Origin of the sequence: Pseudomonas sp. DTU_2021_1001937_2_SI_NGA_ILE_001, assembly GCF_032463525.1 — a bacterium.
In the GTDB taxonomy this organism is placed as follows: Bacteria; Pseudomonadota; Gammaproteobacteria; order Pseudomonadales; family Pseudomonadaceae; genus Aquipseudomonas.
On record NZ_CP135971.1, the window covers coordinates 3,935,183 to 3,955,887 of the forward strand.

Genomic DNA, 20,705 nt, shown 5'->3' on the forward strand with positions numbered 1-20,705 from the left:
GCTTCAGCCGCGCTGCATGCTCCTGCCCCGTTCCCGGCTAAAGCCAATACTGTTCGGTTAAGCGGCATGGGGCCCGGTGGGAGCGGCTTTAGCCGCGAAAGCGTCAGGAAACTCACTGCATCTGCTGTGAACAGGCGGTCGCTTCGCGGCTGAAGCCGCTCCTACCCAGTCTAATTGACCAGTATTGCGGCTAAAGCCGGTCGACACTCCTGCCATTGTTCGCCTCAGGCCTGGTCCAGCGCCTCGTTGAGGAGCTTTTCCAGGCGCGCCTTGTGGCGCAGGTAGAGGATGGTCTGGCCGTGGCCGTCGTCCAGCAGCCCTGAAAGATCCAGGTCGGTGATGTAGCAACGGTAGCGCGCCGGTTCGTGACGCCTTCCGAGAATCTGCCGGGCCACCACCGTATACAGCTGGTCACCCTGTTCGAGTTCGGAAAACTCCTGGCTGTCGCAGTACAGCGAGGTGTTCAGCTGCCCGGGAGAGCTTTCCTCGATGATTGCCTGCACTTCGAAAAACGCTTTGTCCGACGCCCTGGGCGCGGGGCGGGGTTCGATGTTGCGAGCACGTCCGGCGCCGCCGGGCAGCAGTTGGTAATAGAGCACGTCCAGGGCGGCCTGCTCCTGCGGGCCGTCCAGCGGCAGTGAGGCGCCCCGGCGATAGATCAACGAGTGGAAGAAGCGCTGCAGCGGCAGCAGCAGGCTCTGTTCATCGTGCCAGGGCAGGTTCTGGTGCCACAGTGCATTGTGCTCGTCGAGCACGTAGAGGTCGGCGCGCGTGTCGTTGACCCGATAGAACACCTGGATGCATTCCGGCTGGCCGTAGGGGGCGATCAGTGACAGGTCGTGGTCTTCCAGCGCATGGGGGTCGAAGTACAGCGGGCTGTAGCAGGGCAGTTCTTCGCCCAGGTAGGTGAACAGCCCTGGCAGGCTATTGACCACCACCTGGGTCATGGTGCCGGGCAGCATGGCCAGAATGTGGTACTGCTGCTGGATCTGGATCAGGTAACGGTAGTTGAGGCCAGTGGCCTGCAACTGGCGGGCGGTCGCGACGATCTCCTCGACCCGCTGGGCGATGGCCTGGGCACGGTTATGGCAGAAGCAGCGCACTCGCACCTGCGGTTGTTGCGCGCCTTCGGGCAGGCTGCCCAGCAGGTCGGTGAGGCAATCGAGCAGCGCATGCGGGCCGTCGTAGCGGCTCACCTGGGTCTCGTTCCAGCTGTTGAGGGTCACCTGGTCGAGGGTCAGCACCAGGTTGTCACGCACGCCGGCATAACTGAGCGAGTCGGTGCGCTCGGTGGTCATCAGGATGTTCAGCTCCCGATGATGGCGCAGCGGGTCGACGCCGACGTTGACCAGCAAGAGAATTTCCCGCGGCTCGCTGGCCTTGAGCAACTGCTCGTCGCTGATAGCCGGCAAGGGCAGGGCAATGCTTTGCTGCAAGGCACCGATCAGGTTGAACAGCTCCAGTTCGCTCAGGTCGCTGCTGCCGGGGTGCAGGGCCAGACGAGTGCTGGCGTCGATCACGCCGTTGCGGTGGACCCAGGCCAGCAGCTCGACCAGCTCGCGGCTGCGCTTGATCGGCAGGAAGTTCTCGTACTCATGGATACCCAGGTTGCCGTTGTACAGGCTCCACTGGTTTTTTCCCGGCTCGCGGCGGTTGCTCGAATGCACCAGGGTCAGGGTGTCTTCGGCCAGGTCCGGGGCGATGCCGGGATTGATGAGTTCGATCTTGCCGGCCTTGCGTTCGAAGGCCGCATACAGACGTCGGCCAAGCACGTTCATGTCGCGCGTGGTGATCGAGCTGGCCGTCTGCTGGAGGCGAGCGAACTGGGTCAGGAAGCGGTAGCTGTAGTTCAGCTCGTTGACCAGCGAGCGGCGTTCATGGCTGACCTGGCGGACTTTCCAGTGCTGGCGGCTGTCGAGCAGGGCCAGCTGGCGTTCGTCCCAGCCCCATTCGGCGGTCAGTTGCTCCATCAGTGGACGTTGCCAGCCGCTGCTGCGCTGCCGGCCGCTGAGCTTTTTGTTGACCTTCAGGTACAGGCTGTGACGGACCAGTTCCAGGCGCTCGGGCTCGTTACGCGCCAGCAGGTGTTCTTCGATGCGCCGGTAGGCGACCACATAGGGGTCGAGTTCGTCCGGGTCCTGCTGGTGGGCGAATACGGCTTCCTTGTAGCGCAGGCTGAGGCAGCGCACCCGCGGGTACTCACTGGCGTAGACCTCGATGAGCAGCAGCTTTAGCACGGATTTGTAGGGCGACTCGATGCCCTTGAACAGCTGCCACAGGCCGGCACCGACGAACTCCCCGGCGGGGATATGTGCGAGGTGGCCGAGGTCGAGCACTTCGTCGGCGCGGATGAAGCGCTTGGACAGCAGCGTGTGCGTGTATTGCTCGTAACGCGACTCTTCGTAGACCGGCACCATCCACCACATGGGCGTGCGGCCAGCGAGCCAGATCGCGGTGCGGTAGAACTCGTCGAGCAACAGGTAATGCTGGGTAGTGCCGCAGTCGTCGGAACTCAACTGGGTGTCACGCTCGCCCTGGCGGAAGCGCTGCGGGTCGATGAGGAAAAAGTGCGCTTCGCTGCCCTGCGTCTCGGCCCAGGCTTCCAGCGCCTGGCACTTCCTGCGCAGTTCAGCGATGGCTTCGGCGGATAGCTCGCTGTCATGGCAGACCCAGACATCCATATCGCTCTGGTCGGCCTGGGCCAGGGTGCCCAGGCTGCCCATCAGGAACAGGCCAAGGATCGGCTGCGTCACGTGGCCGGGTCTGGCCTTGTAGGAAAACGAGCGGGTCAGCCGCTGGGCTTCGGCCAGAACCTGGGCGTCAGGTTCGAAGTTCGACACGCCCGCCGGCGTGCTGCCCGAGACGTAGCCGGGCAACAGCGGGTGGTTGACGTGGAACAGCAGCGGCAGCAGCGCCAGTACGCTTTGCTGGCGGGTCGACAGCCCCTCTCTGGCACGGGCCAGCCGCCTGTCGTTGAGGGCCAGGAAACGACTCTTGAGCTGGGTGAGGACCTTGCGGTCGATACCTTCGTCTAGGTCGGGACGGATTTCAAACGGATGCGTCATCGTGACTCGAGCCCTTGGCGGGCGCTACGGAAGTGGCCTGTGCCGTCTGCCGGATTCGACGATGCGTTGGGCGTGAGCGGCGTCATTTGATTTTGACGTCAAATGTATAACGCCGCCGGGTCGTTCGCGTGAAGGGCCTGGCGAGGTTTTTTTCGTCTGGCCCTGGCTCTGGCGTCAGGCTGCCTGGCGAGAGACGTCGAGAATGGTCAGTAGGGCTTGGGCATGCCGGGCCGCTTCCAGCCCCAGGCTGGTCAGGTAGCCGCCGTCGACCTGAGAGGTCAGGCCCTTGTCGTAGAGACGCTGTGCTGCAGCGATGGCGCTGGGGGCTGCGACGTGGTGAACCTTGAGGCCTTCCAGGGTGTTGTCCAGGTTGAACAGGGCGAGGATTTCGAGTTCGGCAACCAGCTCAGGGGAATAAGACATAGCAGTACCAGCCTTTTTTTGTAATGAGTGCCCGACTCGGACAGGGGGCTTGAGCAGTGTAGTCCTGCTGTGCTGGCTTTGCCGCTGCCAATTCAATCTTCCGCTGGCAGCTCCGGCAGGGCGCGCAGGGCGCTTTCATACCACTGGCTGTCGAAGGGCCGGTCGGCTTCGAGCATGGCATCGATCTCGATGGCCAGTACATGGGCCATCAGTTCGAGGATTTCTTCGCGTTCATAGCCGACCAGGGTCAGCTTGTTGTACACGGCCTTGGCTGCGGGCGGCTCGCCGTTCTCCAGTTGATTCTCGATGGCCTGGATCAGCGTCGAGGCGGTGAAGGCCTCTTCGTCGTCGGCTTCGGGGCTGTGTTCGGGGGTGTCGTTCATGGGAGTCTCCAGATGGCCTTTCGCGGCTGAAACCACCCCCACCGTGCAGCGGGAGCGGCTCAGCCGCGAAGCGTGGGTCAGCGAGCGGCGAGCAGTGCCTGGCCGCGCGCCACGGCGGCGCTGACCTGGGCTGGCGCGGTACCGCCGATGTGGTCGCGGGCGTTGACCGAGCCTTCAAGGGTCAGCACGGCGAACACGTCTTCGTCGATCTGGTCGCTGAACTGGCGCAGTTCTTCCAGGCTCATTTCCGCCAGGTCCTTGCCGGTGTCTACGCCGTATTTCACGGCATGGCCGACGATTTCATGGCAATCGCGGAACGGCAGGCCACGACGCACCAGGTAGTCGGCCAGGTCGGTGGCGGTGGAGAAACCGCGCAGTGCCGCTTCGCGCATGATCGCGTGGCGCGGCTTGATGGCCGGCACCATGTCGGCGAAGGCGCGCAGCGAGTCGCGCAGGGTGTCGGCGGCGTCGAACAGCGGTTCCTTGTCTTCCTGGTTGTCCTTGTTGTAGGCCAGGGGCTGGCCTTTCATCAGGGTCAGCAGGCCGGTAAGGGCGCCGAACACGCGGCCGCTCTTGCCGCGCACCAGTTCCGGAACGTCGGGGTTCTTCTTCTGCGGCATGATCGAGCTGCCGGTGCAGAAACGGTCTGGCAGGTCGACGAACTGGAACTGTGCGCTGGTCCACAGCACCAGTTCTTCGGAGAACCGCGACAGGTGCATCATCGCCAGCGAGGCGGCGGCGCAGAATTCGATGGCGAAGTCACGGTCCGACACGCCGTCCAGCGAGTTGCCACTGACCGCTTCGAAGCCCAGCAACTGGCAGGTCAGCTCGCGGTCGATGGGGTAGGTGGTGCCGGCCAGTGCGGCGCTGCCCAGGGGCATGCGGTTGACGCGCTTGCGGCAGTCGACCAGGCGCTCGTAGTCGCGGCTGAGCATTTCGAACCAGGCCAGCAAGTGGTGGCCGAAGGTGACCGGCTGGGCGGTCTGCAGGTGAGTGAAGCCGGGCATGATGGTTTCGGCTTCGCGCTCGGCCTGCTCCAGCAGGCCCTTCTGCAGGCGGGTGATTTCGCCGAGGATCAGGTCGATTTCGTCACGCAGCCACAAGCGGATGTCGGTGGCGACCTGGTCGTTGCGGCTGCGCCCGGTGTGCAGTTTCTTGCCGGTGATGCCGATGCGGTCGGTCAGCCGCGCTTCAATGTTCATGTGCACGTCTTCGAGGTCGACACGCCACTCGAACTGACCCGCCTCGATCTCGCCCTGGATGGTCTTCAGGCCGTCGATGATGGTGTCGCGCTCGGCCTCGGTCAGCACGCCGACCTGCGCCAGCATGGTGGCATGGGCAATGGAGCCCATGATGTCGTGGCGGTACAGGCGCTGGTCGAAGTTGACGGAGGCGGTGAAACGCGCGACGAAGGCGTCGACGGGCTCACTGAAACGGCCGCCCCAGGACTGATTGGTCTTGTCGGTGCTCATGGTTTCGCTCGTTGCTCGGCTCTAGGGGTACAAAGTGCGTCGATCATAGCAGGATGGCGTGTTTTTATCCTTGAGGCGCTTGCCGCTCCGACCGGGCGGGTCGAGACTGGGGGCCTGCGCGAGGGCACCATGACGATCGAAAAAGACAAGACTGCGGCCGAGAAAGACTTCTTCCTGCCTGAACTGTGCCTGCCCCAGGCGCTGCTGGTACTGGTGCTGCTCGCCGAGCTGCTGGTGCTGGCGCTGATCCTCGTCGAACCCATGCCTGAGGGATTTCCCTGGGTGCGCGTGGCACTGATGTCACTGTTCGTGCAATGGATCGTGCTGCTCTCGGCCGCCGTGCTGTGCGGGTTGCGCCCCTGGCTGGCGCGCCTGCCGAGCGGCCTGGCGGGGCTGCTGGGCTGCCTGCTGGTGGTGGTTCTGACCTTGCTTTGCACCGCCGTGACCGACATCTGCCAGTTGTCCGGGCGCATCAGCTTCGATGGCCGGGTCGAGCGCTACATCCGCTATGCGGTGATCGCCCTGATCATGTCTGCTTTGATGTTGCGCTACTTTTATCTGCAGAGTCAGTGGCGCCAGCAGCAGCAGGCCGAGTCGCGGGCGCGGATCGAGGCTTTGCAGGCCCGTATCCGTCCGCATTTTCTGTTCAACACGCTCAACAGCATCGCCAGCCTGGTGGCCAGCGACCCGGTTAAGGCCGAGCAGGCGGTGCTCGACCTCTCGGACCTGTTCCGCGCCAGCCTGGCGAGGCCCGGGACCCTGGTGACCTGGCGCGAGGAACTGGACCTGGCCAGAAGATATTTGTCGATCGAGCAATATCGTCTCGGCGAACGTCTACAGTTGGAATGGGCGGTCAGTGCAATTGCGGACGATGTACCGATTCCACAGCTGACGCTGCAGCCATTGCTGGAAAATGCCTTGACCTATGGCATCGCTCCGCGTGTCGAAGGGGGTGTGGTACGGGTCGAGGCGAACTACGAGGGGGGAGAGTTCATATTGTGTGTCAGCAATCCCTATGACGAAGTTGCCCCGAGGCAGACGTCCAACGGCACTCAACAGGCCCTGTTGAATATCGGTGCGCGCATTACGGCACTTTTTGGCCCGCACGCCAGTCTGAGCGTGGAGCGCCGTGACGGTCGTCACTACACCTGTCTACGCTATCCTTGTGCGAGACTCACGCAGGAAGCCAAAGCAATATGAATGTCCTGATCGTTGATGACGAACCCCTGGCCCGGGAACGATTAAGCCGCATGGTCGGTGAAATCGAGGGCTATCGGGTATTGGAACCCAGCGCCGCCAATGGCGAAGAAGCCCTGGCGCTGATCGACAGCCACAAACCGGATATCGTGCTGCTGGACATCCGTATGCCAGGCCTCGACGGCCTGCAGGTCGCAGCCAGATTGTGCGAGCGGGAAGCCCCGCCTGCCGTGGTGTTCTGCACAGCGCACGATGAATTCGCCCTGGATGCTTTCCAGGTCAGTGCCGTCGGCTACCTGGTCAAGCCGGTGCGCCCGGAGCATCTTGCCGAGGCGCTGAAGAAGGCCGAGCGTCCCAACCGCGTGCAACTGGCGGCCATGACCCGGCCCGCGTCGGAAAGCGGCAATGGCCCGCGCAGCCACATCAGCGCCAGGACCCGCAAGGGGATCGAGCTGATTCCGCTGGACCAGGTGATCTACTTCATTGCCGACCACAAGTACGTGACCTTGCGTCACGAGGGCGGCGAAGTGTTGCTCGACGAGCCGCTCAAGGCACTGGAAGACGAGTTCGGCAACCGTTTCGTGCGCATCCACCGCAACGCGCTGGTGGCCCGTGAGCGCATCGAGCGTCTGCAGCGTACCCCCTTGGGGCATTTCCAGCTGTTTCTCAAGGGGCTCAATGGCGATGCCCTGGTCGTCAGCCGCCGCCATGTGGCGGGGGTTCGCAAAATGATGCAACAACTCTGAGGCCAGGCGGACGATCTGCAGTTCGTCCGCGCTCTCTGGCGTAAATCGGCATTTCAACGCTGTTTTCAACAAAGCGCTTTCGGCGCCTGTCGGTTATCGTCCAAACCCGATCCCAGGTAGGCGTCGGAACACAGGCGGTGCCGCTGCGTCTAACCGTATCGGCTGCGCCTGGCCTGTTCCTTGACGTGTATCAGTGGCTCTGGCGGAGTTTGCCGGCAGCACTCAAGCCGCTACGGCCGAACTGTTATCATCCGCGGTCTTTACCTCCAGTACGGATCGATCCATGTCCATTCGCGAAATCCGCATCGCCACCCGCAAGAGCGCGTTGGCCCTCTGGCAGGCCGAGTACGTCAAGGCCCGTCTCGAACAGGCACACCCCGGGTTGCGGGTGACGTTGGTGCCCATGGTCAGTCGCGGCGACAAACTGCTCGATTCGCCGCTGTCGAAAATCGGCGGCAAAGGCCTGTTCGTCAAGGAACTGGAGACCGCCCTGCTGGAAGACCAGGCCGACATCGCCGTGCACTCCATGAAGGATGTACCCATGGAGTTCCCGCAGGGTCTGGGGCTGTTCTGCATCTGCGAGCGCGAAGACCCGCGCGATGCCTTCGTTTCCAATCGTTTTGCCAGCCTCGATGCGATGCCAGCGGGCAGTGTCGTCGGCACCTCCAGCTTGCGTCGCCAGGCGCAGCTGCTGGCCTTGCGCCCTGACCTGAAGATCCAGTTCCTGCGTGGCAACGTGAATACGCGCCTGGCCAAGCTCGATGCCGGTGAATACGACGCCATCATCCTGGCCGCTGCCGGGCTGATCCGCCTGGGTTTCGAGTCGCGCATCACCGCCAGCCTGAGTATCGAGAACAGCCTGCCAGCGGGTGGCCAGGGTGCGGTGGGCATCGAATGCCGCAGTGCCGATGCTGAAGTGCACGCGCTGCTGGCACCTTTGCACCATGCCGACACCGCCGTACGGGTCATGGCCGAGCGGGCGCTCAACCGCCATCTCAATGGCGGCTGCCAGGTGCCCATCGCCTGTTACGCCGTACTTGAAGGGGAGCAGCTGTGGTTGCGGGGTCTGGTCGGCGAGCCTCAGGGCGGCCTGCTGCTGCGTGCCGAGGCGCGGGCTTCCAGGGATGCGGCGCAAGCCCTCGGCGTGGAAGTGGCCGAGGCGCTGCTGGCCCAGGGCGCCGGGCGCATCCTGCAGGCCGTGTATGGCGGGTCTCGCGAGCCATGAGCGGCTGGCGTCTGCTGCTGACCCGCCCGGCGCAGGAGTCGGCAGCCGTGGCCCAGGTGCTGGCGCAGGCCGGTGTCGCCTGCAGCAGCCTGCCGCTGCTGGAAACCGCGCCGCTGCCGCTCAGCGATGCGCAGCGGTCGCTGGTGTTCGACCTGATGACCTTCCAGGCGGTGATCGTGGTCAGCAAGCCGGCGGCGCGGCTGGCCGTGGAACTGCTGGATGAAATCTGGCCACAACCGCCGCTGCAACCCTGGTTCTGCGTGGGTGCGGGCACCGGCCAGATCCTGCTCGACTACGGCCTGATCGATGTCAGCTGGTCGACGCAGGGTGATGACAGCGAAGCGCTGGTCGAAGTGCCTGCGTTGCAAAAGGCAATCGCCATACCCGGAAGCCGTGTGTTAATCATGCGCGGTGAGGGTGGCCGCGAATGGATGGCCGAGCAGTTGCGTGAGCAAGGTGTGAAGGTCGAGTACCTGTCGCTGTACCGCCGTTATCTGCCCGACTACCCGCCTGGCGCCTTGCTGCAGCGGGTGAGGGGGGAACGCTTGAACGGCCTGGTGGTCAGCAGTGGGCAGGGTCTGGAGCATCTGCTGCAGCTGGCGGGCACGTCGTGGCCCGAGCTGGCCGACCTGCCGCTGTTCGTGCCAAGCCCCAGGGTCGCCGAGCTGGCGCGTGCCGCTGGCGCCCGTCATGTGGTCGATTGCCGTGGCGCCAGCAGCGCAGCCCTGCTGGGCGCATTGCAGGCGACCCCTGTACCCGCTCAGGCGGACTGATCGAAGAAGTAGCGTCTCTGAAGGCGCCTAACTGCAAAGGATGGATACGTGAGCGAAACAGCCTTGCCCAAAGATGAAGTCACGCTGTCTAAGACACCGGCAGCGACGCCTGGCCCCGAACGTCCGGGTAACCGTGCCAGTGGCCTGGCAGTGCTGGCCCTGCTGCTGGGCATCGCCGGTGTGGGTGTGGCCGGCTGGGGGGTATGGCAGTTGCGCATGCTCCAGGCCGGGCACCTGCAGCAGCGCAGCCAGGTCCAGGACATCGCCGAGCAGACGCTGGCGCTGGCCCGCAGCGATCAGCAACTCAACGCCCGGCTGGCGCAGTTCCCGCCGGCCGACCAGATCGAAGACAGCCGTCGCCTGGTAGCCCAGTTGCAAGGCGACCAGCAGCGTCTGAGCCAGCGTCTGGAAACCGTGCTGGGCGCCAGCCGCAAGGACTGGCGCCTGGCCGAGGCCGAACACCTGCTGCGCCTGGCCAGCCTGCGCCTTTCCGCCCTGCAGGACATCAACAGCGCCCGGGCGCTGGTTCAGGGCGCCGACGACATCCTTCGCGAGCAGGACGACCCGGGCGCTTTCGCCGCCCGAGAGCAGCTGGCGCGCAGCCTGGCTGCGTTGCACAGTGTCCAGCAGCCTGACCGTACCGGCCTGTTCCTGCAGTTGGCGGCGCTGCGCGAGCAGGCTGAGCAGCTCAATGCCTTGGCGCCGGAATATCAGGACAAGGGCGAGTCGCTGCTGGGCCTGACCTCCGGCCCTCACGAGGATAGCTACTGGTCGCGCTGGTGGGACCAGATCTCGCATTACGTGCGCATCGACTTCAATGCTGACAAGGACATCCGCCCCGTACTGGCCGGCCAGAGCCTGCAGCAGGTCCGTCTGGCCCTGAGCCTGGCGCTGGAGCAGGCGCAATGGGCGGCATTGAACGGCGAGGCCGAGGTCTACAAGAAGGCCGTGGCCCAGGCGCGTAGCGTGCTGGACGCCAACTTCAACAAGGACAACCCGCAGAGCAAGGCGTTGGCGGACGGCCTGGCCAGCCTGGCCGACAAGCCCGTTTCGGTGGTGACCCCGGATCTGGCGCAGAGTCTGAGCGCCGTGCAAGCCTACCTCGAACGCCGTCATGCGGCTTCGCAGCCGGCCCAGACGCAGCGGGGGACCAGCCCATGAAACGCTTCTATGTCCTGCTGTTCATCGCCATTGCCGTGGCCGCGCTGATTGGCGTGGCCATGGCCGAGCACACCGGTTACGTGCTGATTTCCTACCAGAGCTTCCGTTTCGAATCGAGCCTGTGGGCGGCGCTGGGGCTGCTGCTGCTCGTGTGGCTGCTGGTGGTCGTGGTGCGCGGGCTGATCGGCCTGCTGACCACCTCGGGCGGGCTGGTCAATCCATGGTCGCGGCGCAACCGTCGGCGTCGTGTGCAAATGGCCGTCTCCCAGGGGCAGATGGACTTGGCCGAAGGCCGCTGGGCCAGCGCCCAGCGTCATCTGCAGCGTGCTGCCGAGGCCGATCCGCAGCCGCTGCTCTATTACCTCGGCGCGGCCCGGGCTGCCAACGAACAGGGCCGTTACGAGGAGTGCGACACCCTGCTGGAGCGCGCCCTGCAGCGCCAGCCTCAGGCCGAGCTGGCCATTGCCCTGAGCCATGCTCAGTTGCAACAGGATCGCGGCGACACCGACGGCGCCCTGGTGACCCTCACGGCCATGCATGAACGCCACCCGCACAACCCTCAGGTGCTGCGCCAGTTGCAGCGCCTGCACCAGGTGCGTGGTGACTGGTCGGCGCTGATCCGCCTGATGCCTGAACTGCGCAAGGACAAGGTCCTGCCGCCCGCCGAGCTGGCCGAACTGGAGCGACGTGCCTGGGGGCAGAACCTCAGCCTGGCGCCCTGGCGTGAAGGCGAGGGTGCGCAGGCAACTGGCCTGGCCGCGCTGGACCAGGCCTGGAAAGCCCTGAGTTCCGCGCAGCGCCAGGAGCCGGCATTGGTGCTGGCCTATGCCGAGCAACTGCGCCGCCTGGGCGCTGAGGCGCAAGCTGAAGAAGTGTTGCGCGCCGCACTCAAGCGCGGCTATGACAGCCATCTGGCGCGCTTGTACGGGCTGGTGCGAGGCGCTGACAATTCCCGGCAGCTGCAGGCGGCCGAGGGCTGGTTGAAGGCGCACGCCGATGACCCCAGCCTGCTGCTGACCCTGGGGCGTATCTGCCTGCAGGGACGCCTGTGGGGCAAGGCCCGGGATTATTTGGAAAGCAGCCTGCGTCTGCAGCCCAACCCGGAAACCTGCGCCGAGCTGGCACGCCTGCTGGCCCAGCTGGGCGAAACCGAGCGCAGCAACCAGCTGTTCCAGCAAGGCCTGGGCATGCTCGACGAGCGCCTGTTGGCGCGCCCGCTACCGGCGCTGAGCCGCGCCTGAATCATCGACGCAGGGCCGGTCGCCGGCCCTGCGTCGATGTACCGCATTGGCAGCCCTGCTCTCACTTCGGCTTCAGCTCATTCCTACACTGCAAAGTAAAAATGCTGATTTTGTATGTGTATTTTTCCTTTTGTATTCAGCGATGCATCGGTAGTGTCCTGCCTTGAAAGCTGCGGGCGCTTTCCTCTACCGTAGCGGCCTTTCCTCTCTGTAACGGATTTGCCATGCAGCTGGCTCGCACGCGCGTTCTGCTTTTCCTCGGCTTCATCGCGAGCGTGTTGTCGCTGGGCGCGGCGTTCTACCTGCAATACGCAGTCGGCCTGGAGCCCTGCATGCTGTGCCGCTGGCAGCGTGTGTTGCTGGCCGGCTGTGCGCTGATCTGTCTGGTGGCCTGCCTGCATCGCCCTGCCGCCCGCGGCTGGAATCTCTACGCCCTGTCGTTGTTGCTGGCCGCCCTGGCGGGATCCGGTGTGGCGGGTGCGCAGGTCTGGCTGCAGACCTCCGCGCTGGAGGAAAAGGGCCTGGCGCTGGGTATGCTGGAGCGGATCCTGCCGGCGGGGCCGGGCGACCTGCATGCCGAGTTACTGCACTGCGCCGAGATCAACTGGTCGCTGTTCGGCATCAGCCTGCCAGAGTGGAGCCTGCTGCTGTTCATCGCACTGATGCTGCCCGGCCTGTACGCCCTTTCCGGGCAAGTCGCACGCCGGGTAAGGCGTCGGGATCAAACGTCCGTATGAACTTTATCGCCCTTCGAACTTGATGACCCTTCCTTGCGGGCATAATCTGGCTCGCATGCGTCACGGAAGTTCGCCGTCATGACGCCATTCAGGCTCGGCTCACAAGGCTGCGACAAGCCTTGGGGTCGCAACAGGACTGCAGCCCCTGAAGGGAAGAGAGAACATCATGCTGGAAAGCTGTGAGAATGCTCAGGAGCGTTGGGGCGGGGTCAATCTACTGATCGATCGCTGGCTTCATGAGCGCCATGAACTGATCAAGGCCTACGATGCACTGGGCGGGGCGCCTGCCTCGCTTGGCGACCACAAGGCCAAGCAGCGTTTCTGCCAGTTGCTGGTCGACTATGTATCAGCGGGGCATTTCGAGGTCTATGAACAGCTGAGCGACGAGGCCAAGGCGTTCAATGACGAACGCGGCCTGGAACTGGCCGATACCCTGTTTCCCCGTCTGGAGGTCATCACGCAGTTCGCGCTGGCATTCAACGATCGTTGCGACAAGCGTGACTCGTCCGATTGCGCCAGTGACTTCAAGAAGCTCGGTGGACTGTTGCACGAGCGTTTCGAACTTGAAGACTGCCTGATCGAGGTGCTGCACAACGCTCATCGCGAAGAGGCCAGCGCCACCGCCTGACAGGCCAGGGTTGTCGAAGAGAAAGGGTGCGCAAGCACCCTTTTTTCTTGGCAAGAACTCAGCCGCTCTGTGCATCATTTTTGCCTGCGACCTTCTGCCGTTGGCTCAATGCCCGACCGCCAGCAGCTCGATCTCGAACACCAGCGGGGTGAACGGGTCGATCAGGTCGCCTGCGCCTTCGGCCCCGTAGGCCTGTGCCGAAGGGATTACCAGTCGCCATTTGGCGCCTACCGGCATGTTCTGCAGGGCCGTGGTCCAGCCACTGATCACGCTGTCCAGACGAAACCACTGCGGCTGGCTGCTCTGGTCGAACACCGTGCCGTCTGGCAGGCGCCCGACATATTGCACCTGCACCCGGCCATTGGCATCAGGGTGCGGGCCGCTGCCCTTGACCAGCTCGGTCATCAGGATGCCGTCGGCCAGTTCCTTCACGCCCGGCTTGGTTTTTTCCGCGTCCATGAACTTACGCTCGGCGGCCAGTGCGGCTTCGGTCTGCGAGTCGGTGCCCGCTGCTTCGGCCTGGGTCATGGCGGCATCGTGATCGGCGAGAATCTTGTCGATGCGCTCTTGCTTGAGCGCCAGGGGCTTGCCTTGGTAGGACTGCTTCAAGCCTTCGATGAGCGCGGCCAGGTCGAGGTCCGGGACTTCCTGGCGCATGCGCTCACCCAGGCTCGCGCCCAGGCTGTAGGCGAGGTCATGGGCATCGCTGGAAGGAGCGGTTTGCGCCGCCTGGGCCAGGGGCGTCAGCAGAAACAGCGGCAATAGCAGGTAGCGCGGCATGAAGGCTCTCCGGCCGGAAATGTGGGGAACCCGTGGCGTGTCCACAGGTACCGAATGATCGGTGACTTGCGGATTATGCCAGTGCAGTCCGCCGAGATGAGCACGCCGGCAAGGTGAAATTTTGCTGTTTCTACATGGGCTTGCAAAAACCATGGACGCACACTGCAACGGCGCACTTGCAATGCTGTCAAGATGAGCTAGCGGCGCTTCAGGCAGAGGTCTAGTATGGGCCGCAATTTCGTCAGTCAGGAGGTAAATCATGTCGGCCAAGAAGAAGCCCGTAAAAACTCCATTGCATTTGCTCCAACAACTGTCGGGAAGCCTGCTTGAGCATCTGGAAGAGGCTTGCGCACAAGCCCTGGCCGATGCCGAGAAACTCCTCGCCAAGCTGGAAAAACAGCGCGTCAAGGCGCAGGAAAAACTGCACAAGTCGCGTACCAAAATTCAGGATGCCGCCGCTGCCGGCAAGACCAAGGCCCAGACCAAGGCCAAATCCGCTGTCGACGAACTCGAAGCCCTGCTCGATTCGCTGAAGGATCGTCAGAGCGAAACCCGTACCTACATTCAGCACCTCAAGCGCGATGTGCAGGAAAGCCTGAAGCTGGCACAGGGCGTTGGCCGCGTGCAGGAGGCTGTTGGCAAAGTGCTCAGCAGCCGTGAGGTCAAGCCTGCTGCCAAGGCACCGGCCAAAGCCGCTGCCGCCAAGCCTGCTGCTGCCAAGGCACCGGCCAAAGTCGCTGCCGCCAAGCCTGCTGCCGCCAAGGCGCCGGCCAAAGTCGCTGCGGCCAAGCCTGCTGCCGCCAAGGCGCCGACCAAAGCTGCTGCGGCCAAGCCTGCCGCTGCCAAGGCGCCGGCCAAAGCTGCTGCCGCCAAACCAGTTGCCGCCAAGGCCCCGGCCAAAGCTGCCGCCGCCAAGCCTGCCGCTGCCAAGGCTCCAGTCAAAGCCGCCGCCGCCAAAGCCCCAGCCAAAGTCGCTGCTGCCAAGCCTGCCGCCGCCAAGGCGCCGGCCAAAGCTGCTGCTGCCAAGCCCGCTGCCGCCAAGGCCCCGGCCAAAGCCGCTGCTGCCAAGCCTGCCGCCGCCAAGGCGCCGGCCAAAGCTGCTGCTGCCAAGCCTGCCGCTGCCAAGGCGCCAGCCAAGCCCGCTGCCTCCCAGGCGCCAGCCGCTACCGCCCCTGCGGCCAGCAAGCCAGAGACCACTCCGGCCGCGACCCCTGTGGCCGCCAACAGCGCTACGCCAGGCAACAACGCTTAAGCTTGCCCCCCGGCGTCTTCGAGCGCGGCGCACAGCCTCTGCAGTGCGTCGTGCTCCTGGCAGGCTTGCGGGCCGCACAAGGTCCGCAGCCAGTCCTGCACATCCGTCGCTTCGTCGATAGGCCACTCTCTGGTCAACTGCTGCAGACGCGCCAACAGTTGCCGTTCCGCCTGTAACTCCAGTTTCTTGAGTTGCTCACGCAGGTCAGCCAGTGCACTGTCTTGCTGCGCCGCCGTGCGCCATTGCCGGCGCAAGCCGCGCAGCGGCGTCACCACGTCGGCCTGCCAGGGCCCGGCCAGCGCGACGAGCGCGTCGACCCGTTGTGGCGTGCAGGCCACGCCCCGTTTACCCAGCCATACGCCACACAGCAGCAGGCACACGTCGGCACCTTCGTCCTGCAGTCTCAGGCAGGCCTGTTCGACACCTGGCCGGGCGTAGAAATCGAGGGTGAAACTCCATAGATCCGCAGGCATAGTGGTCCACCTGTCCGGGACGAAGCTGGTAGACTCCGCCGCCATCATGATTCGAATTGAAAACCTTACCTTACAGCGTGGTCCGCAGCGTCTGCTAGAAGGCGCTGAACTGACCCTGCACGCCGGCCAGAAAGTCGGTCTCATCGGTGCCAACGGCGCCGGAAAATCCAGCCTGTTCGCCCTGCTGCGTGGTGAGTTGCATCCGGATTCCGGGGACTGCCGGCTGCCCGCCGACTGGCGTATCGCACACATGCGCCAGGAGGTCGATACCCTGGAGCGCCTGGGCGTCGACTACGTCCTCGACGGTGACGTGCGCCTGCGTGAGATCCAGCGCCAACTGGCCGAAGCCGAGGCGGCTCAGGACGGCACCGCCCTGGCGCGCCTGCACGCCGAGTTCGACAGCGCCGACGGTTATACCGCCGACGCCCGTGCCCGCAAGTTGCTGGCTGGGCTGGGCTTCAGCAACGAGCAGATGGAGCGCCAGGTCGGCAGCTTCTCCGGTGGCTGGCGGATGCGCCTGAACCTGGCCCAGGCCCTGATGTGCCCCTCTGACCTGCTGCTGCTCGACGAACCGACCAACCACCTGGACCTCGACGCCATCCTCTGGCTGGAAGACTGGCTCAAAGGCTACCCCGGCACCTTGCTGCTGATCTCCCACGACCGCGACTTCCTCGATGCGGTGGTCGACCATGTCGCCCACGTCGAGCAGCGCAAGATCATCCTTTACCGTGGTGGCTACAGCGCCTTCGAGCGTGCACGCGCCGAACGCCTGGCGCAGCAGCAACAGGCTTACGAAAAGCAGCAGGCGCAACGTGCGCACATGGAAAAGTACATTGCGCGCTTCAAGGCTCAGGCCACCAAGGCGCGCCAGGCCCAGAGCCGCATCAAGGCCCTGGAGCGCATGGAAGAACTCTCCGCCGCTCACGTGGACTCGCCGTTCAATTTCACCTTCCGCGAGTCGGACAAACTGTCCCGGCCGCTGCTCGATCTGTCCGAAGGTCGTCTCGGCTATGGCGACAAGGTCATCCTCGAGAAGGTCAAGCTGCAACTGGCACCCGGGGCGCGCATCGGCCTGCTGGGCCCCAACGGTGCAGGCAAGTCGACACTCATCAAGAACCTCGCCGGTGAGCTGCAGCCGCTCGCTGGCCGCCTGCAGGCCGGGGAAAACCTGTCCGTGGGTTACTTTGCCCAGCACCAGCTCGACTCGCTGGATGCCAAGGCCAACCCGTTGCTGCACCTGCAGCGTCTGGCGCCGACCGAGCGCGAGCAGACCCTGCGTGATTTCCTCGGTGGCTTCGACTTCCGCGGCCCGCGCCTGGAAGAGCCGGTGGTGAACTTCTCCGGTGGCGAGAAGGCGCGCCTGGCTCTGGCGCTGATTGCCTGGGAAAAGCCCAACCTGCTGTTGCTCGACGAACCGACCAACCACCTCGACCTGGAAATGCGTCTGGCGCTGACTATGGCCTTGCAGGAATTCAGTGGCGCGGTACTGGTGGTGTCCCACGACCGGCACCTGCTCAAGAGCACCACCGACAACTTCCTGCTGGTCGCCGACGGCCGGGTCGAAGAGTTCGACGGTGACCTGGACGACTACACCCGCTGGCTGGCCGATTACCGTCAGCGCAATGCGCCGGTCAGCAATGCGCCGGCCAACGCCGACAAGACTGACAAGAAAGCCCAGCGTCAGCAGGCCGCTGCGCTGCGCCAGCAACTGGCGCCGCACAAGCGCAAGGCCGAAAAACTGGAGCAGGAGCTGGGCCAGGTGCAGGAAAAGCTCGCGGTCATCGAGCAGGGCCTGGCCGACAGCGCCATCTACGAGGCGGCCAGCAAGGACAAACTGCGCGAGCTGTTGTCAGAACAGGCCAGGCTCAAAGGCCGCGAGGCCGAGCTGGAAGAGGGCTGGATGGAAGCACTGGAGGTGCTGGAAACCATGCAGGCCGAGCTGGAAGCATTGTCGTAAGCGAGGCGTGAGGTGATGGAAGTATTCGGATGGACCGTGGACGCACACTGGATCGAGCCGATCTGGCTGGGCGTACAGACCCTTCTGATCCTGCTGGCGGGTTACCTGATCCAGCGCGTGGTAGGACGGTTTCTGACCCGCCTGGGCGAGCGTTATCCGTTGCCGCCGGAGCTGCTGATGCCGGTTCGAGGCGGTTTGCGCTGGTTCATCATGGGCAGCGCCTTCGTCATCGTGCTGGGTCGCCTCGGTGTTTCGGCCACGGTGCTGTGGACCGCACTGTCCGGCTTCGTGGCCGTGGCGGCCGTGGCGTTCTTCGCCATGTGGAGCGTGCTGTCCAACCTGCTTTGCGCGGTGATGATCTTCACCATCGGGCCGTTCCGTATCGGTGACGTGGTGGAACTGGTCGATACCCTGGACAAGCCGGGGGTGAAGGGCCGGGTCACCGCGATCAACCTGATGTTCACCACCCTCATCGAGCTGCCCGAGCAGGGCGGTGCGCTGGTGCAGGTGCCCAACAGCCAGTTCTTCCAGAAGGCCGTGCGGCGCTGGCGGGGTACTGACGTGATTCCCCAGGTCATTGCCGACCGGCCCTCTGCCGAAGCGAAATGATCCTCCGCCGACCTGCCTTGTGCGGCGGTCGGCAGCGCCCTGATAAACATCTGGTCACCTTTGCCGATTGGGCATAACGTTACGGGCATCCGAATCGAATCGAGGTGTGCGATGACGCTTGAAACATGGCTGGCCTTCTTTGCCGCCTGCTGGGTAATCAGTCTTTCGCCGGGGGCCGGGGCGATTGCCTCGATGTCCTGCGGCCTGCAGTACGGCTTCTGGCGTGGCTACTGGAATGCCTTGGGCCTGCAGGTGGCGCTGGTGGTGCAGATCGGCATCGTGGCGGCGGGTCTGGGAGCGGTGCTGGCTGCCTCGGAACTGGCCTTCAACCTGATCAAGTGGTTCGGTGTGCTGTACCTGATCTACCTCGGCGTGCGGCAGTGGCGCGCGCAGCCTGCCGAACTCAGCCAGGACTCAGCCGAGCGCCCCATTGGCCGTCCTCTCACGCTGGTGCTGCGCGGCTTTCTGGTCAACATCAGCAACCCCAAGGCGCTGGTGTTCATGCTGGCCATCCTGCCGCAGTTCATCGACCCGAGCGCGCCGCTGCTGGCCCAATACCTGATCATCACCCTGACCATGGTCGCCGTGGATTCGCTGGTCATGGCCGGCTACACCGGCCTGGCGTCGAGGGTCCTGCGCCTGCTCAGGACCCCACGCCAGCAGAAGCGCCTGAACCGCACTTTCGCCAGCCTGTTCGTCGGCGCAGCCGGGTTCCTGGCGACCTTGCATCGCGGAACGGCCTGAGATCAGCCGGGATGCTTTTCGTGACTGAAGCCGCTCCTGTTGAGCGGCTTCAGTCGGGGAGGGCGGGGCTCAACGCAGGATGCGCGGCGCCTCGTCACGGGGCAGGGTGTTCTGTGGCATGGGTTGCTCGACCCATTCCACTTCGCCGCGCAGTTGCTCGCGCAGCTGGCGGGTAACGTCCACGCCGATCGACTTGGACACATCGCGCACCACGCGGCCACGGTTGAGCGAGACCTTGATGTCGCGGCTGTTGACCAGCTTGGTGTCCTGGCCTTCGCCCATCGCCGTGAAGGCCGAGGTGATCTCGAAGGTGCGGGTGTTGATCAGGCTGAAGTCGGCGACCAGGGTGATGCCCAGCACCGCCGAGTAGCTGTCGGTGTTGGCCAGCTCGTTGATGTCCTGGCGGAAGTCGATATCCGACACGGTGCCGAACAGCACGTAGTCGGCGCCCTTGAAGTTGCCGTTCTTGATCCGCCGGATCACGTCGTAGACGTCTTCCTTGGAGCTGGCGGTGTAGGGCGTGCCCTGCACCAGCTGGAACATCCCGGACTTGAGAATCTCGCCCTTGATGTCGCCGCTGAATTTGCGCAGCTCACCCTGCTCGATGTAGCTGTAGCGGGCCTCGTACGAGTCGTAGCTGGCCGAACCGTGGTAGCCGGCGCTGTAGGCGTTGGCATGCGCACTTTCGTTGACCCGCGCAGAGACGGTACGAATGTACTGCTCCACACGTTCCTGGAAGGCCATGTCCGCTACCGCGACCTTGGGCGCGGCCTGCACGCCGAAGGCACACAGCAGGCCGATGATGCCGATCCATGCACGCATCGCTTAGCGCTCCGTGGTCTTGCGGATTTCTTTCTCGTCCATCCACTCGGCCAGACCGCTCTCGACGTCGATCAGTTGCAGGCTGAATTTGTAGTAGACGTCCTTGTAGTCGCTGCTGCGCTTGACGATCGAGCTGATCGCGCCTTCCAGGCGGTACTTGGCGGCGATCATGTTGCCGGTCTTGGCTACGGTGGAGTTCTTGTACAGGCCGCTCTGGTTCTGCAGCTTGAGCTGGTCGACCTGGTTCTGCATCTGGTTGTTGTCGCTGGCGAAGCGTGCGGTGCCGCTCTTCATCAGCTGGGTCTTGATGGTAGTGGTGATCTCGCGGGTATCGATGTACTCGCTGGTCTTGTTCTTCACGTCATAGACCTGCACCACCGGGCGGCCTTGCAGCACGCCGGACTGGGCCAGCGAGCGGGTCATGCTTTCAGCGATCATCTGCAGGTCGGTGGAGCCGAACTCGTTGGTCACGGTCTCGACGGCCTTGGTGTCGCCGTAGCTGATGTTCTTGCTGCCCAGGGTCGGGGAGTTGTTGGCGCAGCCGGTGGCCAGCAGGGCGATGGCGGCGATGGAGCAAAGGCGGATAAAGGACATGCGGGTGTTCTCTTCAACTTGGCAAAAGGGAAAACGGATCAAGGCGTGTTGACTTCGATGCGGAAGTCAGTGGCCCGTGGCACGGGTGCGATACCGGGCAGCACGACGCTCTGCGAGCCGTACAGGGGCAGGGTTTTCCAGGTTTCTTCATCGGCCACCGGGAAGCCATCGTTGCCCAGCCAGGCAAAGCGGTAGTACAGGGTCCTGTTGCGGCTGCTGGTGTTGCTCAGCTGCGCCTTGACGGTCAGGAAGCCGTTTTCGCGGGCGACGCGAATGGCGCCGACTTCGATGTTCTTGAAGTCGCCCATGGGCACGATCTTGCTGGCCGCGCTGCCAGGCGCCGGTGGCGGCGGGGTGGCGCAACCGGCGAGCAGCGCCAGGGCCAGGGCGGCGAGGATCTTGGTACGCATTGCGGAGTCTCCG

General features: G+C 64.3%; 21 protein-coding genes. 12 read left to right on the forward strand and 9 right to left on the reverse strand.

Annotation, left to right across the window (positions count from 1 at the left end):
* Positions 1 to 224: 224 nt before the first annotated feature.
* From RRX38_RS17035 to argH, 4 genes are all read right to left on the reverse strand, one after another.
* Positions 225 to 3,065: a class I adenylate cyclase gene (locus tag RRX38_RS17035; protein ID WP_315960025.1), complete on the reverse strand. Its 2,841-nt coding sequence runs from the start codon at positions 3,063 to 3,065 to the stop codon at positions 225 to 227.
* Positions 3,066 to 3,239: 174 nt separating this feature from the next.
* The gene (locus RRX38_RS17040; RefSeq protein ID WP_295472217.1) at positions 3,240 to 3,488 is read right to left on the reverse strand and encodes a TIGR02647 family protein; all 249 of its coding nucleotides are present in this window, start codon (positions 3,486 to 3,488) and stop codon (positions 3,240 to 3,242) included.
* A gap of 92 nt (positions 3,489 to 3,580) precedes the next feature.
* Positions 3,581 to 3,871 (reverse strand): hypothetical protein, encoded by a 291-nt coding sequence (locus RRX38_RS17045; protein ID WP_315960026.1) that lies wholly within the window; start codon positions 3,869 to 3,871, stop codon positions 3,581 to 3,583.
* A 77-nt stretch (positions 3,872 to 3,948) separates the two neighbouring features.
* Positions 3,949 to 5,343 carry an argininosuccinate lyase gene (gene argH, locus RRX38_RS17050; protein ID WP_315960027.1) on the reverse strand — a complete coding sequence of 465 codons (1,395 nt, stop codon included), beginning with the start codon at positions 5,341 to 5,343 and terminating at the stop codon, positions 3,949 to 3,951.
* A gap of 129 nt (positions 5,344 to 5,472) precedes the next feature.
* Between argH and RRX38_RS17055 the strand changes: the two genes are divergently transcribed.
* From RRX38_RS17055 to rsd, 8 genes are all read left to right on the forward strand, one after another.
* Positions 5,473 to 6,543, forward strand: a complete 1,071-nt coding sequence (locus tag RRX38_RS17055; RefSeq protein WP_295472211.1) for a sensor histidine kinase — start codon at positions 5,473 to 5,475, stop codon at positions 6,541 to 6,543.
* A complete protein-coding gene (locus RRX38_RS17060) occupies positions 6,540 to 7,286 on the forward strand; it encodes a LytR/AlgR family response regulator transcription factor (RefSeq protein WP_295472209.1) in 747 nt (248 codons plus the stop codon). Before RRX38_RS17055 ends, RRX38_RS17060 begins: the two co-directional genes overlap by 4 nt.
* Positions 7,287 to 7,569: 283 nt before the next feature.
* Positions 7,570 to 8,511: a hydroxymethylbilane synthase gene (gene hemC / locus RRX38_RS17065; protein WP_315960028.1), complete on the forward strand. Its 942-nt coding sequence runs from the start codon at positions 7,570 to 7,572 to the stop codon at positions 8,509 to 8,511.
* On the forward strand, positions 8,508 to 9,284 hold the full coding sequence (locus tag RRX38_RS17070) for a uroporphyrinogen-III synthase (RefSeq protein WP_315960029.1): 777 nt from the start codon (positions 8,508 to 8,510) through the stop codon (positions 9,282 to 9,284). The genes hemC and RRX38_RS17070 overlap by 4 nt, the downstream gene beginning before the upstream one ends.
* A 48-nt stretch (positions 9,285 to 9,332) precedes the next feature.
* Positions 9,333 to 10,445 carry a uroporphyrinogen-III C-methyltransferase gene (locus tag RRX38_RS17075; RefSeq protein WP_295472204.1) on the forward strand — a complete coding sequence of 371 codons (1,113 nt, stop codon included), beginning with the start codon at positions 9,333 to 9,335 and terminating at the stop codon, positions 10,443 to 10,445.
* Complete coding sequence (locus RRX38_RS17080) at positions 10,442 to 11,686, forward strand: heme biosynthesis protein HemY (RefSeq protein WP_315960030.1); 1,245 nt, start codon at positions 10,442 to 10,444, stop codon at positions 11,684 to 11,686. The genes RRX38_RS17075 and RRX38_RS17080 overlap by 4 nt, the downstream gene beginning before the upstream one ends.
* Positions 11,687 to 11,910: 224 nt before the next feature.
* On the forward strand, positions 11,911 to 12,423 hold the full coding sequence (locus tag RRX38_RS17085) for a disulfide bond formation protein B (protein WP_315960031.1): 513 nt from the start codon (positions 11,911 to 11,913) through the stop codon (positions 12,421 to 12,423).
* 166 nt (positions 12,424 to 12,589) lie between these two features.
* Entirely contained in the window at positions 12,590 to 13,051 is a 462-nt protein-coding gene (rsd, locus tag RRX38_RS17090) for a sigma D regulator (RefSeq protein ID WP_295472199.1), read from the forward strand.
* Positions 13,052 to 13,156: 105 nt separating this feature from the next.
* On the opposite strand, the gene RRX38_RS17095 is transcribed toward rsd, so the two are convergent.
* Complete coding sequence (locus RRX38_RS17095) at positions 13,157 to 13,831, reverse strand: FKBP-type peptidyl-prolyl cis-trans isomerase (RefSeq protein WP_295472197.1); 675 nt, start codon at positions 13,829 to 13,831, stop codon at positions 13,157 to 13,159.
* A gap of 259 nt (positions 13,832 to 14,090) precedes the next feature.
* On the opposite strand from RRX38_RS17095, the gene RRX38_RS17100 reads away from it, so the two are divergent.
* Positions 14,091 to 15,083, forward strand: a complete 993-nt coding sequence (locus tag RRX38_RS17100; RefSeq protein ID WP_315960032.1) for an AlgP family protein — start codon at positions 14,091 to 14,093, stop codon at positions 15,081 to 15,083.
* Here the strand turns inward: RRX38_RS17100 and RRX38_RS17105 are convergent.
* Positions 15,080 to 15,556, reverse strand: a complete 477-nt coding sequence (locus RRX38_RS17105; RefSeq protein ID WP_315960033.1) for a TIGR02444 family protein — start codon at positions 15,554 to 15,556, stop codon at positions 15,080 to 15,082. The genes RRX38_RS17100 and RRX38_RS17105 overlap by 4 nt on opposite strands.
* Positions 15,557 to 15,602: 46 nt before the next feature.
* Between RRX38_RS17105 and RRX38_RS17110 the strand changes: the two genes are divergently transcribed.
* The 3 genes from RRX38_RS17110 to RRX38_RS17120 all read left to right on the forward strand — a co-directional run bounded on the left by RRX38_RS17110 (position 15,603) and on the right by RRX38_RS17120 (position 18,866).
* On the forward strand, positions 15,603 to 17,513 hold the full coding sequence (locus RRX38_RS17110; RefSeq protein WP_315960034.1) for an ATP-binding cassette domain-containing protein: 1,911 nt from the start codon (positions 15,603 to 15,605) through the stop codon (positions 17,511 to 17,513).
* A 15-nt stretch (positions 17,514 to 17,528) separates the two neighbouring features.
* Positions 17,529 to 18,122: a mechanosensitive ion channel family protein gene (locus RRX38_RS17115; protein WP_295472188.1), complete on the forward strand. Its 594-nt coding sequence runs from the start codon at positions 17,529 to 17,531 to the stop codon at positions 18,120 to 18,122.
* Between the two features lie 111 nt (positions 18,123 to 18,233).
* Positions 18,234 to 18,866 (forward strand): LysE family transporter, encoded by a 633-nt coding sequence (locus tag RRX38_RS17120; protein ID WP_295472186.1) that lies wholly within the window; start codon positions 18,234 to 18,236, stop codon positions 18,864 to 18,866.
* Positions 18,867 to 18,935: 69 nt separating this feature from the next.
* On the opposite strand, the gene RRX38_RS17125 is transcribed toward RRX38_RS17120, so the two are convergent.
* Genes RRX38_RS17125 through RRX38_RS17135 form a run of 3 tightly spaced genes read right to left on the reverse strand, consistent with a single transcriptional unit; the run spans position 18,936 to position 20,692 of the window.
* Positions 18,936 to 19,688: a penicillin-binding protein activator LpoB gene (locus tag RRX38_RS17125; RefSeq protein WP_315960035.1), complete on the reverse strand. Its 753-nt coding sequence runs from the start codon at positions 19,686 to 19,688 to the stop codon at positions 18,936 to 18,938.
* 3 nt (positions 19,689 to 19,691) lie between these two features.
* Positions 19,692 to 20,282, reverse strand: coding sequence for a penicillin-binding protein activator LpoB (gene lpoB / locus RRX38_RS17130; protein WP_295472183.1), 591 nt, complete (start codon positions 20,280 to 20,282; stop codon positions 19,692 to 19,694).
* Positions 20,283 to 20,320: 38 nt separating this feature from the next.
* Positions 20,321 to 20,692 carry a YcfL family protein gene (locus tag RRX38_RS17135; RefSeq protein ID WP_315960036.1) on the reverse strand — a complete coding sequence of 124 codons (372 nt, stop codon included), beginning with the start codon at positions 20,690 to 20,692 and terminating at the stop codon, positions 20,321 to 20,323.
* Positions 20,693 to 20,705 lie beyond the last annotated feature (13 nt).

What these genes read in the sequence shown, in the direction of transcription:
- rsd (WP_295472199.1), top strand. Translation starts at nt 12,590, where the DNA reads ATGCTGGAAAGCTGTGAGAATGCTCAGGAGCGTTGGGGCGGGGTCAAT.
- RRX38_RS17100 (WP_315960032.1), top strand. Translation starts at nt 14,091, where the DNA reads ATGTCGGCCAAGAAGAAGCCCGTAAAAACTCCATTGCATTTGCTCCAA.
- RRX38_RS17080 (WP_315960030.1), top strand. Translation starts at nt 10,442, where the DNA reads ATGAAACGCTTCTATGTCCTGCTGTTCATCGCCATTGCCGTGGCCGCG.
- RRX38_RS17045 (WP_315960026.1), bottom strand. Translation starts at nt 3,871, where the DNA reads ATGAACGACACCCCCGAACACAGCCCCGAAGCCGACGACGAAGAGGCC.
- RRX38_RS17040 (WP_295472217.1), bottom strand. Translation starts at nt 3,488, where the DNA reads ATGTCTTATTCCCCTGAGCTGGTTGCCGAACTCGAAATCCTCGCCCTG.
- argH (WP_315960027.1), bottom strand. Translation starts at nt 5,343, where the DNA reads ATGAGCACCGACAAGACCAATCAGTCCTGGGGCGGCCGTTTCAGTGAG.
- hemC (WP_315960028.1), top strand. Translation starts at nt 7,570, where the DNA reads ATGTCCATTCGCGAAATCCGCATCGCCACCCGCAAGAGCGCGTTGGCC.
- RRX38_RS17035 (WP_315960025.1), bottom strand. Translation starts at nt 3,065, where the DNA reads ATGACGCATCCGTTTGAAATCCGTCCCGACCTAGACGAAGGTATCGAC.
- RRX38_RS17095 (WP_295472197.1), bottom strand. Translation starts at nt 13,831, where the DNA reads ATGCCGCGCTACCTGCTATTGCCGCTGTTTCTGCTGACGCCCCTGGCC.
- RRX38_RS17105 (WP_315960033.1), bottom strand. Translation starts at nt 15,556, where the DNA reads ATGCCTGCGGATCTATGGAGTTTCACCCTCGATTTCTACGCCCGGCCA.
- RRX38_RS17120 (WP_295472186.1), top strand. Translation starts at nt 18,234, where the DNA reads ATGACGCTTGAAACATGGCTGGCCTTCTTTGCCGCCTGCTGGGTAATC.
- RRX38_RS17085 (WP_315960031.1), top strand. Translation starts at nt 11,911, where the DNA reads ATGCAGCTGGCTCGCACGCGCGTTCTGCTTTTCCTCGGCTTCATCGCG.
- RRX38_RS17060 (WP_295472209.1), top strand. Translation starts at nt 6,540, where the DNA reads ATGAATGTCCTGATCGTTGATGACGAACCCCTGGCCCGGGAACGATTA.
- RRX38_RS17055 (WP_295472211.1), top strand. Translation starts at nt 5,473, where the DNA reads ATGACGATCGAAAAAGACAAGACTGCGGCCGAGAAAGACTTCTTCCTG.
- lpoB (WP_295472183.1), bottom strand. Translation starts at nt 20,282, where the DNA reads ATGTCCTTTATCCGCCTTTGCTCCATCGCCGCCATCGCCCTGCTGGCC.
- RRX38_RS17135 (WP_315960036.1), bottom strand. Translation starts at nt 20,692, where the DNA reads ATGCGTACCAAGATCCTCGCCGCCCTGGCCCTGGCGCTGCTCGCCGGT.
- RRX38_RS17125 (WP_315960035.1), bottom strand. Translation starts at nt 19,688, where the DNA reads ATGCGTGCATGGATCGGCATCATCGGCCTGCTGTGTGCCTTCGGCGTG.
- RRX38_RS17115 (WP_295472188.1), top strand. Translation starts at nt 17,529, where the DNA reads ATGGAAGTATTCGGATGGACCGTGGACGCACACTGGATCGAGCCGATC.
- RRX38_RS17070 (WP_315960029.1), top strand. Translation starts at nt 8,508, where the DNA reads ATGAGCGGCTGGCGTCTGCTGCTGACCCGCCCGGCGCAGGAGTCGGCA.
- RRX38_RS17110 (WP_315960034.1), top strand. Translation starts at nt 15,603, where the DNA reads ATGATTCGAATTGAAAACCTTACCTTACAGCGTGGTCCGCAGCGTCTG.